12 protein-coding genes are annotated in these 14,074 nt (G+C 53.7%); 1 reads left to right on the top strand and 11 read right to left on the bottom strand.

Annotated elements, in window-relative coordinates; all coding sequences use genetic code 11:
- Nucleotides 1–126 precede the first annotated feature (126 nt).
- The 4 genes from U6B65_09310 to U6B65_09295 all read right to left on the bottom strand — a co-directional run bounded on the left by U6B65_09310 (nt 127) and on the right by U6B65_09295 (nt 3,739).
- Nucleotides 127–582 carry an exosporium glycoprotein BclB-related protein gene (locus tag U6B65_09310; GenBank protein WRS28933.1) on the bottom strand — a complete coding sequence of 152 codons (456 nt, stop codon included), beginning with the start codon at nt 580–582 and terminating at the stop codon, nt 127–129.
- A gap of 541 nt (nt 583–1,123) precedes the next feature.
- Nucleotides 1,124–2,752 carry a recombinase family protein gene (locus U6B65_09305; protein ID WRS26540.1) on the bottom strand — a complete coding sequence of 543 codons (1,629 nt, stop codon included), beginning with the start codon at nt 2,750–2,752 and terminating at the stop codon, nt 1,124–1,126.
- A 14-nt stretch (nt 2,753–2,766) separates the two neighbouring features.
- Nucleotides 2,767–2,985, bottom strand: coding sequence for a hypothetical protein (locus tag U6B65_09300; protein WRS26539.1), 219 nt, complete (start codon nt 2,983–2,985; stop codon nt 2,767–2,769).
- A 151-nt stretch (nt 2,986–3,136) separates the two neighbouring features.
- Nucleotides 3,137–3,739: a uracil-DNA glycosylase gene (locus U6B65_09295; protein WRS26538.1), complete on the bottom strand. Its 603-nt coding sequence runs from the start codon at nt 3,737–3,739 to the stop codon at nt 3,137–3,139.
- 323 nt (nt 3,740–4,062) lie between these two features.
- Between U6B65_09295 and U6B65_09290 the strand changes: the two genes are divergently transcribed.
- Entirely contained in the window at nt 4,063–4,641 is a 579-nt protein-coding gene (locus U6B65_09290; protein WRS26537.1) for a phosphate propanoyltransferase, read from the top strand.
- A gap of 93 nt (nt 4,642–4,734) precedes the next feature.
- Here the strand turns inward: U6B65_09290 and argF are convergent, their stop codons facing one another.
- The 7 genes from argF to U6B65_09255 form a co-directional block, all read right to left on the bottom strand.
- The gene (argF, locus tag U6B65_09285) at nt 4,735–5,640 is read right to left on the bottom strand and encodes an ornithine carbamoyltransferase (protein WRS26536.1); all 906 of its coding nucleotides are present in this window, start codon (nt 5,638–5,640) and stop codon (nt 4,735–4,737) included.
- 24 nt (nt 5,641–5,664) lie between these two features.
- Nucleotides 5,665–6,843, bottom strand: a complete 1,179-nt coding sequence (locus U6B65_09280) for an aspartate aminotransferase family protein (protein WRS26535.1) — start codon at nt 6,841–6,843, stop codon at nt 5,665–5,667.
- A gap of 440 nt (nt 6,844–7,283) precedes the next feature.
- Nucleotides 7,284–8,147, bottom strand: coding sequence for an acetylglutamate kinase (gene argB / locus U6B65_09275; GenBank protein ID WRS28932.1), 864 nt, complete (start codon nt 8,145–8,147; stop codon nt 7,284–7,286).
- Nucleotides 8,147–9,367 carry a bifunctional glutamate N-acetyltransferase/amino-acid acetyltransferase ArgJ gene (gene argJ / locus U6B65_09270; protein WRS26534.1) on the bottom strand — a complete coding sequence of 407 codons (1,221 nt, stop codon included), beginning with the start codon at nt 9,365–9,367 and terminating at the stop codon, nt 8,147–8,149. Before argJ ends, argB begins: the two co-directional genes overlap by 1 nt.
- A gap of 77 nt (nt 9,368–9,444) precedes the next feature.
- Entirely contained in the window at nt 9,445–10,485 is a 1,041-nt protein-coding gene (gene argC, locus U6B65_09265) for an N-acetyl-gamma-glutamyl-phosphate reductase (protein WRS26533.1), read from the bottom strand.
- A gap of 192 nt (nt 10,486–10,677) precedes the next feature.
- The gene (gene argH / locus U6B65_09260) at nt 10,678–12,057 is read right to left on the bottom strand and encodes an argininosuccinate lyase (protein ID WRS26532.1); all 1,380 of its coding nucleotides are present in this window, start codon (nt 12,055–12,057) and stop codon (nt 10,678–10,680) included.
- 441 nt (nt 12,058–12,498) lie between these two features.
- Entirely contained in the window at nt 12,499–13,743 is a 1,245-nt protein-coding gene (locus tag U6B65_09255; GenBank protein WRS26531.1) for an argininosuccinate synthase, read from the bottom strand.
- Nucleotides 13,744–14,074 lie beyond the last annotated feature (331 nt).

Genomic DNA, 14,074 nt, shown 5'->3' with positions numbered 1-14,074 from the left:
CCGCCAAAGGCAGTCTATACCGGCTTTATACTCATCTACACGCAAGAAGTTATATGAGTATATCCGTTGCCTGTTGTAATTTCATTATACAGTGAGGCGATTGCGGTATCTCAAAAAGGCTTCGCTTTATACGATGTTGACTCCCGCACTGGCAAAGCCAGTCAGAGTAGTAGCAATGTCAATACCTGCTGTTACATTGGCAGCGAAAACCAACATTAAGCGGGTACCTGCTGTAACCGGTATTGAAAGCCCGGTGGTTACCCCGGCAGAGGAGGCGCCTACAGCTACAATTCCAGTATAAGGCGGAGCCAGTGTGACAAGTGCCCCTGGTACCGCTGAAAAGGAATTGCTCAGTGCAGGTGCTGAGAACAATTGTGCCGACACTGTAACGGTGGAGCCAACTAAGGTTGCAGCCAACGACAGGCTGAATTCAGCAGCGAGAGAAGTTATTGTGCCATCACGAGGCACAGAGAAGGCCATATTGGTGGTACCGGTGGTATCAATAACACCACCTACAATATTCAGGCCAGCAACGGAGTTGCCGAACCCGACTGCAGTGGTGGTACCCACCAAGCCACCCAGAACCGTGGTGACTACTGCGGGGGTACCCGATGCAAAGGCAACAACTGCACCAGCGCCGGTAGGACCAGTAGGGCCAGTAGCGCCGGTAGGACCAGTAGGACCAGTAGCGCCGTCAGCGCCGGTAGGACCAGTAGGGCCAGTTGCGCCGTCAGCGCCGGTAGGACCAGTAGGGCCAGTTGCGCCGGCAGTACCGGTAGGACCAGTAGGGCCGGTTGCGCCGAGAGTACCGGTAGGGCCAGTAGGGCCGGTTGCGCCGTCAGCACCGGTAGGGCCAGTTGCGCCGGCAACGCCGGTAGCACCGGTAGGGCCAGTTGCGCCGGCAACGCCGGTAGCGCCGGTAGGGCCAGTTGCGCCGGCAACGCCGGTAGCGCCGGTAGGGCCAGTTGCGCCAGTTGCGCCAGTTACACCAATAGCACCAGTAGGGCCAGTTGCGCCGTCAGCACCGGTAGGGCCAGTTGCGCCAGTTACACCGGCAGCACCAGTAGCACCAATGGGGCCGGTGGCACCCTATGTTTATACACAACCAATACGGCCAATTAAATTATGGAAAGAACTTCTCCTGAAAAAGAAAGGGACTGGCACATTGAAATCGTATGGTAATAGCGTTCCCCTCAAAAACATAGATGGAATCAACCAGCTCTGTCAGGAGACTGCGGTCAAGACTGGGAATGTTGGCGTGCTTTTTCAGATGTTCCCAAACCGGATTCCCCATGCTGTTCTGAGCCGTTTGGTCGTTTTTCTTGGTCTGTATGTATTGGATGGAATCCTTGAGGCGCTCCGCCTCTTCTTCCCAGTGTTTTTTAAGGCGTTGATATTGCTCCTTTGAAATTTCACCGGTTTTCCAGTCGGCATAGAGAGAATCCAGAATGGCGGCGGCCCTGTTTTGCTCCTGCCTGCGATTTTTAAGAAGAATATCCAGCGGATTTTCTCCGATGGGATGCAAAAAGCCCGGCTCATTCGGCGGGCCGGCGGGATTCTCCAAAAGGGAAACTCCAGCCTGCACAGCCCTTAGAACCGCTTGCTCCAAGGCCTTTTCGTTGATGGAGTGCTTGGTGCAATGCTCCTTGGATTGCTCGGAATAGGTGCGGCAGGCATAGTAAACATACCCCTTTGCCGTTTTGCGTGTGAGAGCCTTACCGCAATCCCCGCAGCGCAGAAAACCCGAAAAAAGATAGAGGGTATTTTTCTGTGGTGCCACCCGGGTATCCCGCTCTTGTAGGCGGCGGGCCTGCTCGAAAAGTTCTTCCTCCACCAAAGGGGGATGGGTGTTTTCCACAACAAACCATTCGTGGCTTGGGGTAAGAACCTGTGTATGAACCTTATGGCTCTTAACCCGCTGGCGCCCCTGCACCATATGCCCCAAATAAATGGGATTTTGCAGAATGCGAGTCAAGGTGGAGGTGCTCCACAAAACCCCCTTTCCATTGGTGTGGGGGTTCTGGTATTTTAGCCCGGCCGCCTTTTTATAGCCTGCCGGGTTGGGAATTCCCAGCCGATTAAGCCGCTGCACAATGCCGCTTTTGCTCAGCCCTTCCCGGGCATACCACTGAAAGACATTCTTCACCACATCCGCTGCGGGTGCATCTATGGCCAGCCGATGCTTATCCTCCGGGTGCTTGCAGTAGCCATAGGGGGCAAAAGCTCCGATGAACTCCCCCCGGCGGCGCTTGGCATTGAGAACCTCCCGCACCTTTAGGGAGGTTTGCTTGCAAAAATCATCGTTGATTACATTTTGAATGGGCACGGCAATGCTGCTCATTTGCTCGGGGTGGGCATAGCTATCCAGAGGGGGAAGCCCCAGCGAGATGAAGCGCACGTCGTGCTCCACGAAAAAGCGCTCGATGTATTCTCCAGCCTCCGAGTAATTACGGGAAAGCCGGGAAAGGTCTTTGACCACCACGCAGTTGACCTTGCCTGCTCGGATATCCTCCAGCATTTTTTGAAAGCCTTCCCGCTGAGAGTCGGTGCCGGTGCAGCCGTCATCCACATAAAGCCCCGCAAGCTCCAGTTCGTCTGGACGGCTTTGCTGGAACTCCATAAGCTGCCGGGTTTGGTTTTCGATGCTCAGGCTAACCTCCCGGCCATCCTCACGGGAAAGGCGGACATACAGGGCGGTTTGCCAGCGCTGCCGAAGAGCGGAGCCTTCCTGCTTTTTTCGGATGCGGGCCACGGGGATGCCTCCTTTCAATCGGAATGACCTTGCGATGCCTCCAAATGGTATAAATAGCTGCGTAAAGCTTCTTCAAAGGGTTTGCCGCCGGGGGTGAACTCCAGATTGACCACAACTTTGCCCACACGAAAACGGCAGGGGTTCCCAATTTGGCGATAAAATTCCTGTGCCCTTTCCTTTTGGGGGAGAGCCGGGTTTATGTAAACATCCTCCAGAGCCACTGGCTGTTCCATAGCAATCACCTCCGAAAGCTTACCGATCTTTTAAAGATATATGCCGAAGCGACATAAAACATGAATCTTTGACAAGCTCTCCCAAAAGCAAAAGCCCCTGCCTTCCCAATTCTGTGGGAAAGCAGGGGCTTGAAAATCTATGGCTGAAAAGCTATACCGGCAGGCTTGGGCCGTGAGCCTCAAAGGCAGGCAGCACCCCAAGCTCATCCAGCTTATCCCGCAGAGCCAGAAAATCAGCAAAGGCCTCGGGTTTCATGTTGGGGTTACGCAGCAGGGCGGCAGGGTGCAAGGTGCCCATCAAAAGAGTCTCTCCCCGCTGAAAAAAATGCCCGTGCTGCTTGGTAACCTTAAAATCAGGGGAGATGATGTTCTGTGCGGCCACTCTCCCGAGGCAGACAATAATCTTGGGGCGAATCAGCTTGACCTGATTGCGCAGGTAACCCATACAGCATTCCACCTCATCGGGCTGGGGGTCCCGGTTTTTGGGCGGGCGGCATTTCACCATATTGGCTATATAAACATTGCTGCTGCGGGAAAGCTCCACCGCATCCAGCATTTTATCCAGCAGGTTTCCGGCACGGCCCACAAAAGGCTCCCCCTGCAAATCCTCGTTTTCTCCCGGGCCTTCCCCGATCAGCATAACCGGAGCATCCAAAGGCCCCACGCCGAAAACCACATTGGTGCGTGTTTCGGCAAGGCGGCAGCGGGTGCAGGATAAAACGGTTTCCCGCAGCTGGTCAAAGCTTTCAAGCATCTGAGCTCATCCCCTTTCTTTTATTATTATACAGCATTGCAGGCAAAAATAAAATGGTGGAAAAAGCCGAAAAACCCACTGGGAGTGCGCCACAAATTTGCTGGGGCCTCTTGCAATGCGGGATGCAAAGGGGTAAAATAGAAAAATAGGGTATTGTGTCGGTATAAATGGAAAAAATTGCCGATGCGGTGCATAGCTTTAGAGGCTTTTTTGTTTTGCCGTGGAGGGGAAAATGGGAAAAAGGCCTTATTTCAGTCGGGGCAGTGTTTGGGGCGATGGTGCCCGAAGCTTTGTCCAGACTTTTATTTGTGGGAGGAATTATCATGAGTGAAAAATTTTTAGTGGAAACATCTGCAAGACACGTTCATCTCTGCCAGGAGGATTTGGAAATCCTTTTTGGTAAAGGCGCCGCTTTGACCAAGAAGAAGGATCTTTCCCAGCCCGGCCAATATGCCTGTGAAGAGCGTGTTGACGTGGTTGGAGCAAAAAAAACCATCAGCAATGTTATTATTTTAGGGCCTACCCGCCCCGCCACTCAGGTGGAGGTTTCCCTGACCGATGCCCGCACCTTAGGCGTGGTTGCTCCCATCCGTGAATCCGGAAACACCGCAGGCTCCGGAGCCTGCAAGCTGGTTGGCCCCAAGGGTGAGGTTGAGCTCAAAGAAGGTGTGATCGTTGCAAAGCGCCATATCCACACCACCCCCGAGGATGCCGCTAAGCTGGGCGTTGCGGATAAGGAAATTGTATGGGTTCGCCTGGATTGCCCCGAGCGTGCCGTTGTGCTTGGTGATGTGGTGGTTCGTGTGAACCCCTCTTTTAGCACCGCAATGCATATCGATACCGATGAAGCCAACGCAGCCGGTGCCAGCTGCAACATGCAGGGCGAAATCGTTAAGCTGTAAAATAGACATACAGTATATAAAAAGAACTGCGCCGAAGGGCGCAGTTCTTTTTATATTTTCAGATTCCTGTTCACAGATATAGAAGCAGGCTGGTTATTTCATCAAATGCACCAGCACGGCCTTTTGGGCATGGAGGCGGTTTTCAGCCTCATCGAAAATTTCGGCGGCGTGGGCATCAAACATTTCCCCGGTGATTTCCTCTTCCCGGTGGGCGGGCAGGCAGTGGAGCACCAGAGAATCAGCCTTTGCGTGGCTCATCAGCTCCCGGTTGATCTGGAACCCGGCAAAATCCTTGCGGCGCTGCTGGGCTTCGCCTTCCTGACCCATGGAGGCCCATACATCGGTAATCACCACATCCGCATCCTGAGCGGCAGTGGAAAGATCTTCTGTGAGGGTGAAGGCATCGCCAAAATCAGCGGCGAAATCCAGCACAGATTGATCCGGCTTATAAGCGGCAGGGGTGGCCACACGAACCTTCATACCAACCTTGAGGCCGCCCACAATGAGGGAGTTGGCCATGTTGTTGCCATCCCCGATATAGCACATGGTCAGCCCTTCCAGATTGCCCTTGTATTCCCGGATGGTCATGAGATCGGCCAAGACCTGACAGGGATGAGCAAAATCAGTGAGCCCATTGATAATGGGGATGCTGCCGTAGGCGGCCAAATCCTCCACATCCTGCTGGGCAAAGGTGCGGATCATAATGCCATCCAGATACCGGGAAAGCACCCGTGCGGTATCCTTGATGGGTTCGCCCCTGCCCAGCTGCATGTCGCTGCTGCTCAGGAACAGGGGGTAGCCGCCCAGCTGCACCATGCCGGTTTCAAAGGAAACCCGGGTGCGGGTGGAGGATTTGGAAAAAATCATTCCAAGGGTTTTGCCCTCCAAATGACGGTGGGGGATGTGGTGCTTTTGCTCGTATTTCAGCTGGTCACCCAGATTCAGGATGCTGAGAATTTCATCCCGGCTTAAATCCAGCATTTTCAGCAGATGCTTCATATCCGTTCACTCCTCTGTTGATGTTTAAGCGATGCCTTCCAGCACCTGCGAAAGTATAGCAAGGCCTTTATCCAGCTGATCAGAGCTGATATTCAGCGGAGGGAGAAGCCGCAGCTTATGCTTGGCGGTGAGCAGGATAAGCCCCTTTTCACCACAGGCCTTGACTACATCCACCGAGGCAGGGCCATCCAGTTCCACACCCAGCATCAGGCCCTTGCCGGTTACGGATTTCACGTGCTTCATGGCCAGCAGCTTCTCGGTGATGGCCGCACCCTTGACGGTAACCTCTGCCAAAAAGGCGGGGGTAAGCTGTTCCACTACATAATTTGCCCCGGCGCACACAATGGGGTTGCCGCCAAAGGTGGTGGCGTGATCCCCGGGGCCGAGGGTATTCTTGGTTTTCTCACCAAACAGCACGGCACCGATAGGGAGGCCGCCGCCCAGACCCTTTGCAGTGGAGACTACATCGGGTTGCAGGCCAAAATGCTGGTAGCAGAAAAAGGCTCCGGTGCGTCCCAAACCGGTCTGCACTTCATCCACCGCCAGAACCAAATCTTTTTCTGCACAGAGCTTGGCAATTCCGGCAATAAATTCTTCGGTCAGGGGGATAACGCCGCCTTCACCCTGCACGCACTCCACAAAAATGGCACAGGTTTTTTCGGTGACCTTAGCGGTCAGATCAGCTAAATTGTTGGCCTCAGCGAATACAAAGCCGGGTGTGAAGGGGTGAAAATGCTGGTGGAATACTTCCTGACCCGTTGCGGAAAGGGTGGTTATGGTGCGGCCATGGAAGGAATTGTGCAGGCAGATGATTTCATAGCGGCCGGGGCCGTATTTGTCGCTGGAATATTTGCGGCAAGTTTTGATGACGCCCTCGTTGGCCTCAGCACCCGAATTGGCATAAAAGACCCGCTGCATCCCAGATTTTTCACACAAAGCCTTAGCCAGTTCCAGCTGGGGCTGGGTGTAGTAAAGGTTGGAGGTGTGGTTTAGGGTGTGCAGCTGGGCTTCAATTGCCTTTACCCAGCCCTCATCGCAAAAACCAAGCGAATTGACCCCGATGCCGGAGGAAAAATCAATGTATTCCTTGCCTTCGGCGTTTTGGCAGGATGCTCCCTGCCCTTGCTCCACATCCAGATCAAACCGGCTGTAGGTGCCGGCAATGCTTTGCTGGTAGCCGCTTTTTAGGTCAGCAAATTTCATGGTGAACCGTTCCTTTCCCATTGTAATGTCGTATGTTGTTGAGTAGAAGGGGGAAGCTGGCGCTCTATGCCGGAAAAAAGGACAGAAAACCTTGCCTGTCGCCAGAGGAGGCTTTTTTCTTTGCATCCTTTCTTTTTCAGCCAAAAAGAAAGGATGTGCCTGTGCGGCATGAGCACGACCACAGCTTTTAATTAGCAACTCTGCTCAATCTCGGCGGCGGGGTAACAAGGGGCAGAGCCCCTTGGCGATTCTTTGCACACTTTCTCATTGTGGAGAAAGTGTGTGCCCGGCACGGCATGAGTGCCAAGTTTGAAAGCTTTGCTTGCTGAAATATAAGGAAAAGAAAGGTACCACGAAAAGGGCTTTTCCCTCCAACAAAGCTGTTGTGTGCAAAGACAGGATTTTAAGCGTTCTAGACCCCACAAGAGAGGCGAAGCCCCCTAGTTGTTGCAGAACATGGTGCCAATGCCTTCGTTGGTCATCATTTCAATGAGGATAGAATGGGGGATGCGACCGTCAATGATAAAGGCCTTGACCACGCCTCGGCGCACCGATTCCACGCAGCTGTCGATCTTGGGGATCATGCCGCCGGAAATAATGCCTTGGCGAATCAGAGAAGGAACTTCGCTGACATGCACCACCGGAATGAGGGTGGATTCATCCTCTTTATCCCGCAGAAGCCCACGGATATCGGTCATGAGAATCAGATTTTCCGCTTTCAGCTCGCTGGCAATGGCGGCAGCGGCGGTATCGGCGTTGATGTTGTAAACATTCCCTTCGCTGTCGCTTCCCACTGTGGAAATAATGGGGATATAGCCCTTATCCAGCTGGTCAAGGATAATACCTGCATTGATCTTGGTGATATCCCCCACAAAGCCAAGATCAACCTCACCCTCCAGCTTTTTCGCCTGAATCATGCCGCCATCCAAGCCACACAGGCCGATGCCTTTTCCGCCGCAGCGTTGGAGCTCCACCACCAAATCCTTGTTGGTTTTGCCCGCCAGCACCATCTGCACCACCTTGGCGGTTTCCGCATCGGTATAGCGCAGGCCGCCGATAAATTTGGATTCAATCCCCATGCGGTTCAGGGTTCCGGTGATTTCCGGGCCGCCCCCATGGACCAGCACCACCTTGATGCCGATGAGGGAGAGAAGCATAATGTCGTTCATTACGGCGGTTTTCAGCTCATCGTCAATCATGGCGTTGCCGCCGTATTTGACAACTACAATCTTGCCGAAATACTTTTGTATATAAGGCAGGGCCTGTATCAGCACCCCTGCCTTGTGCGCGTTGGTTAAATCCATCATGAGCGGTAATCTCCGTTGATTTTGACATAATCGTAGCTGAGATCACAGCCCCATGCTACTGCCACGCCATCTCCCTGATCGAGAGAGACAAGAATCTCAATTTCTTTTTCCTGCAAAACCTTTTTGGCTTCTTCTTCGCTGAAGGAAACCCCGGCACCCATGCGGCACACCTCAACAGAACCGGCGGCAGAAGCCAAGGTGACTGCTACGAGATCAATATCAAAATCGCAGGGAGCATAGCCAAGAGCGCAGAGGATACGGCCCCAGTTGGCATCCTCACCGAACATGGCAGCTTTAAAGAGGCTGGAGGTAATCACCGATTTGGCCAGAATGCGGGCGGCCTTTTCGGTGGGTGCCCCGGTGACCCGGCATTCCAGCAGCTTGGTTGCACCCTCACCATCGGCGGCCATGGAGCGGGCCAAATAAATGCACACATGGGTGAGTGCGGAAACAAACTGCTCAAAATCCTCGTTATCCTCCAAAATAGGGGTGTTGCCTGCCAGACCGTTGGCCAGCACAGCGCACATATCGTTGGTGGAGGTATCCCCATCCACGCTGACCATGTTGAAGGTATCCTTCACAACACTATCCAGAGCGGCTTGGAGCTGCCCGGAGGAAATGCACACATCGGTGGTGATAAAGGCCAGCATAGTGGCCATATTGGGGTGAATCATTCCCGAGCCCTTGGCAATGCCGCCAATGGTGCAGGTTTTGCCGCCCAGCTCAAAGGAAACCGCAATTTCCTTTTCTGCAAGGTCGGTGGTCATAATAGCCTTGACTGCATCGCCGCTGCCCTGCGGGCTCAGGCGGGAAACCAGCGTATGCATACTGCCCTCAATGGGCTCAATGGGCAGGGATTGCCCGATTACGCCGGTGGAGGCAACCACCACATCCTCGGTGGGGATATCCAGTGCATCCCCTGCCAGCTGGCACATACGCTTGGCCTTGGCGGGGCCATCCGCATTGCAGGTGTTGGCGTTGCCGCTGTTGCAGAGAATCGCCCGGGCCTTGCCGTCTGCGATGTGCTCCTGTGTCACCCAAATGGGTGCGCCCTGTACCTTGTTTTGGGTATAAACGGCGGCGCAGGCTGCATCCACCTCACTGACAATCAGGGCCAAATCTTTTTTATCGGGCTTTTTGGCAATGCCGCAGTGAATGCCTGCGGCTTCAAAACCGGCCGGGGCACATACGCCGCCGCTGATGGGTGTGATTTTCATAGCTGTCTCCTCTTTCTGTAGGAATGGCTTTTACAAACAAATCGGGGTGCTGTAGTGAATACAGTGTTTGAGCTGGTTTAGAATGCGGGAGGAACAAAGTCAAGGCCGGTATCCTCGGGGAGGCCGCAGACAAGATTCATGTTTTGAACCGCTTGCCCGGCCGCACCCTTCATCATGTTGTCAATGACCGAAACCACCACCAACCGCCCTGTGCGGGGGTCCGGGTGGAGGGAAATATCGCAGTAGTTGGAAAGCTTGACATTGCGCAGGTTGGCGCTTTCCCCCAAGGGCATGATTCGGACAAACTTTTCCGACTGGTAGAAGGAGGTATAAAGCTCATGGAGCTCCTGCCCGGAGGGCCCACCGGTAAGGGTGAGATACATGGTGGAAAGAATGCCACGGTTGATGGGCAAAAGGTGAGGAACAAAGGTAATGGAGGCGGGCTTGCCGCCTAAAGCGGAAAGGGTCTGCTCGATTTCGGGGGTATGGCGGTGGCTCGCTACCTTATAAGCGGAAAAAGCCTCGTTGCAGTCGGGATAATGGGTATTCTGGGTCAGGCCCCGGCCCGCCCCAGTTACACCGGATTTGGAATCAATGACAATCCCGCTGGTTTCGATTGCACCGGTTTTGAGCAGGGGAGCCAGTCCCAACGCCACAGAGGTGGGGTAGCAGCCGGGGTTGGCAATAATCTTTGCTCCCTTAATCTGCTCCCGGAAAAGCTCGGGGATGGCATAAACCGCCGCTTGATGCAGTTCATAGTCATCAAACTGCCCACCATACCATTTGAGATAGTCCTCGGAGCGGTGGAGGCGAAAATCCGCACCCATATCAATAAACAGCTTGCCTGCATCAAAGCAGAGACGAGCCAGCTTTTCTGAAAGGCCGTGAGGCAGGGAGGCAAAAATCACCTCCGAGCGCTCCACTGCCTGTTCATCGGTGCACAGAAGGTCATCCACGATCCCGGCCATGGAAGGGTATACCTGACTGAGGGCTTGGCCGGTAAAGCTCACCGAGCTGACCGCCGCCAGCTCCGCCGCCGGATGTGTGGCTAAAATACGGGCAATTTCCAAGCCGGCATAGCCGGTGGCCCCGATAATTCCTGCTTGAATCTTTTTCATGAGTGTTTCCTCCTTAGAGCGGAAGAAACCGCTCTTTGTATATATCGGCACAATTGCCGCCGCTTTGATTATTAAAATGCCTTTGCCGCCGAGCACAAGGGGAAGGATTTTTACTCGCCTATGCCCGACGAGAGAGGCGAAGCCCCACAAAAAGTGGATAGGGCAAGCCATCGGGCGCAAGGGGAGGGATTTTTATTCGCCTATGCCCGACGAGAGAGGCAGTGCCTCTAGCTGTTTGAGAACAGAGGCAGGGCTTGGGCCGCCCTCAGAGGTGCGCTGGTTCAGGCAGGTCATCAGGTCAATGGCCTCGAACACATCCTCTGCAAAAAGAGGTGAAAGAGCTTGATAGCGGGCAAGGGGCAAGGTTTCCAGTGTTTTGCCTTCTTCAATGCAAAGGGCCACAAGCTGGCCGGTAATTTTATAGGCATCCCGGAAGGGGAGACCCTTTTTCACCAGATAATCGGCGCAGTCGGTGGCGTTGATAAAGCCCTTAGCCGCCGCTTCCCGCATGTTTTCTTTGCGCACGGTCATGGTAGCCACCATGGGGGTGAAGGCCTCCAAGCACATCTTGACAGTATCCAGACAGTCGAAAATGGCCTGTTTATCCTCCTGCATATCCTTGTTGTAAGCCAGCGGCAGACCCTTCATAACGGTGAGCAGGGTCATGAGAGAACCGAAAACCCGGCCGGATTTGCCCCGCACCAATTCGGCGATATCCGGGTTTTTCTTCTGGGGCATAATGGAGGAGCCGGTGGAAAAGGCATCGTCCAGCTCAATGAATTTAAACTCCCATGAGCACCAGAGGATGATTTCCTCTGACATGCGGGAAAGATGAACCATGATAATGGAAAGAGCGGAGGCAATTTCCAGACAAAAATCCCGGTCCGAAACACCATCCAGACTGTTGGCACAGGGCTGGTCAAAGCCCAGTAAGCGGCTGGTCAACTGTCGGTCGATGGGGTAGGTGGTGCCGGCCAGCGCACCGCAGCCCAGAGGGCTTTGATTCATGCGCTTGCCTGCATCGGCAAGGCGTCCCATATCCCGCAGCAGCATCTGCGCCCATGCACAGAGGTGGTGCCCAAAGGTTACCGGCTGAGCCCGCTGGAGATGGGTATACCCGGGCATGACCGTGTGGGTGTGCTCCCGGGCAAGCTCGGCCAGCACGGTGATCAGCTCCTGCACCCCATGGGAAAGCTGCTCCAGCTCATCCCGCAGATACAGCCGCAAATCCACCGCCACCTGATCGTTGCGGCTCCGGGCGGTATGCAGGCGCTTGCCCGCATCACCAATGCGCTGGGTAAGGCAAGCTTCCACAAACATATGGATATCCTCCGCCTCCGGGTCAAACTCCAATGCTCCCGATTCCAGATCAGCCAGAATTCCTTTCAGCCCTTCCGAAATAGAAGCGGCATCGCCGGAAGATAACAGCCCCACCTGTTCCAGCATAGCGGCGTGTGCCAGCGAGCCTTCAATATCCTGGGCCGCCATCCGGCAGTCAAAGGAGATGGAGGCGTTAAAATCGTTGAGGCGCTTATCGGCCTCCTTGGCGAAGCGGCCTGCCCATAGCTTCATACAGTGCGTTCCTCCTTGGGAGTTGAAATAGTAATAGCCAGCATGAGCACAATTCCTGCGCTCATGCCGTGCGGTTGGGACAACCTTTCTCCACGATGAAAAAGGATGCAAGGATGCAAAGAATAGCCAAAGATTAAAAGCATTTTTTCTTGGTTTTATGACGTTAAAATCCAGCACTCCCGCACTCATGCCGTGCGGCTGGGACAACCTTTCAGGCGCTTGCATTTTCTGCGGAAAATGCCGAAGTGGCATTCGCAGGCTTCAGCCACAAAGCGCCTCATGGGGGAACTAGTTCCCCCATGAACCCCCTCCAGCCTCCGGCAGGGAAAAGGGGCAGTATTTATCTTGGCTCTATCTTCGTGTGCAAAGGAAATAATTTTAATCAGCCTAAGCCCGAAGAAAGTGACGAAGGGTTCCCATCAAGCGTAAGGGTAACAATTTTTATTTACCTTCACCCGACGAAAGAGGCGATGCCTCCTCCCAGTTTTTGGAGGCAATGGCTCTGACCTTGATGGGCAAGCCAAACAGGTTGATAAAGCCCTTGGAATCATACTGGTCATAAACGGTATCCTCACCGAAGGTAGCAACCTCCTCGGAATAGAGGCTGTAGGGGCTGGTGACACCGGCATTCATGATGTTGCCTTTATAGAGGTTCAGCTTAACCTCACCGGTTACGGTCTGCTGGGTGCTGTCCACAAAGGCATTGAGGGAATTGAGCAGAGGGGTGAACCACTGGCCGTTGTAAACAAGATCGGCGTATTTCTGGGCTACCAAAGCCTTGTAGTGGCTGGTTTCCTTATCCAAGCAGATGCTTTCGAGAACCTCATGAGCGTGATAGAGAATGGTGCCGCCGGGGGTTTCGTAAACGCCGCGGCTTTTCATGCCTACCAAGCGGTTTTCCACCAGATCAAGGATACCGATGCCGTTCGCGCCGCCCAGTTTGTTCAGCTCGGCGATAAGCTGAGAACCCTTCATTTGCTTACCGTCCAGAGCCACGGGAATGCCCTTTTCAAAGGTGATGGAAACAGAGGTAATGGCATCGGGGGCCTTCTGGGGAGAAACACCCAGCTCCAAAATCTTATCCAAGTCAGGAGCGTTGGCGGGGTCTTCCAGATCGAGGCCTTCGTGGGAAAGGTGCCACAGGTTCATATCCTTGGAGTAGTTGGTTTCGTAGGAAATATTCAGGGGAACATCGTGAGCCTCGGCATAGCGGATTTCATCCTCACGGGATTTCAGCTCCCAGGTGCGCCAAGGGGCAATGATATCCATATCCGGGGCAAAATGCTTAATGGTCAGCTCAAAGCGAACCTGATCGTTGCCCTTGCCGGTGCAGCCGTGGGCAATGGCATCGGCGCCTTCTTTGAGGGCGATTTCGGCGATGCGCTGGGCAATAATGGGGCGGGCAAAAGCGGTGCCCATCAGGTAGGTTTCGTATTTAGCCCCGGCCTTGAGGGTGGGGAAAATAAAGCCATCCACAAATTCATCCACCAGATTTTCGATGTAAAGCTTGGATGCACCGGTTTTGATGGCCTTGGCTTCTAAGCCTTCCAATTCGGCTCCCTGCCCTACATCGGCGGCTACGGCGATAACCTCACAGCCATAATTTTCTTTGAGCCACGGGATGATAACCGAAGTATCCAACCCGCCGGAATAGGCTAAAACTATCTTTTTGTATTGCTTTTTCATTGTAAATCCTCCCCATAAAAGGCTGGGGCAAAAGGCCGCCAGCTAAATTTTATTCATCTATGCGGTTTATTATACACCTATATGCTGTTTAAATCAAGCTAAAATGCATAATTATTCTATAGATGTTTTCCACAAAGAAAAAAGCCGTTACCCCCTGCGGGATAGCGGCTCTGTATATATTCATTGCAGACTGTAGACATAACCGCCTTTAGCCTGAATACCTTATGGTTTTGATGCGTAATTCTTCCGCAGTCGAATTGATTTCGACGCAGGAATCCCACTTTTTGCGCCGGAACGGCGCAATCCGGGGGGAATATGGGGGGCATTGGAT

This window comes from Oscillospiraceae bacterium MB08-C2-2 (genome assembly GCA_035621215.1).
Taxonomy (GTDB): Bacteria; Bacillota; Clostridia; order Oscillospirales; family Ruminococcaceae; genus WRAV01.
Note: the sequence above shows the minus strand (reverse complement) of the source record. Positions and strands in the feature narration are given on the sequence as shown.

Bases quoted from the DNA above. Each gene is read 5' to 3' on its own strand.
- U6B65_09295 (WRS26538.1), bottom strand. From the start codon at position 3,739: ATGCTTGAAAGCTTTGACCAGCTGCGGGAAACCGTTTTATCCTGCACC.
- U6B65_09300 (WRS26539.1), bottom strand. From the start codon at position 2,985: ATGGAACAGCCAGTGGCTCTGGAGGATGTTTACATAAACCCGGCTCTC.
- U6B65_09255 (WRS26531.1), bottom strand. From the start codon at position 13,743: ATGAAAAAGCAATACAAAAAGATAGTTTTAGCCTATTCCGGCGGGTTG.
- U6B65_09280 (WRS26535.1), bottom strand. From the start codon at position 6,843: ATGAAATTTGCTGACCTAAAAAGCGGCTACCAGCAAAGCATTGCCGGC.
- argB (WRS28932.1), bottom strand. From the start codon at position 8,147: ATGGATTTAACCAACGCGCACAAGGCAGGGGTGCTGATACAGGCCCTG.
- argF (WRS26536.1), bottom strand. From the start codon at position 5,640: ATGAAGCATCTGCTGAAAATGCTGGATTTAAGCCGGGATGAAATTCTC.
- argC (WRS26533.1), bottom strand. From the start codon at position 10,485: ATGAAAAAGATTCAAGCAGGAATTATCGGGGCCACCGGCTATGCCGGC.
- U6B65_09290 (WRS26537.1), top strand. From the start codon at position 4,063: ATGAGTGAAAAATTTTTAGTGGAAACATCTGCAAGACACGTTCATCTC.
- argJ (WRS26534.1), bottom strand. From the start codon at position 9,367: ATGAAAATCACACCCATCAGCGGCGGCGTATGTGCCCCGGCCGGTTTT.
- argH (WRS26532.1), bottom strand. From the start codon at position 12,057: ATGAAGCTATGGGCAGGCCGCTTCGCCAAGGAGGCCGATAAGCGCCTC.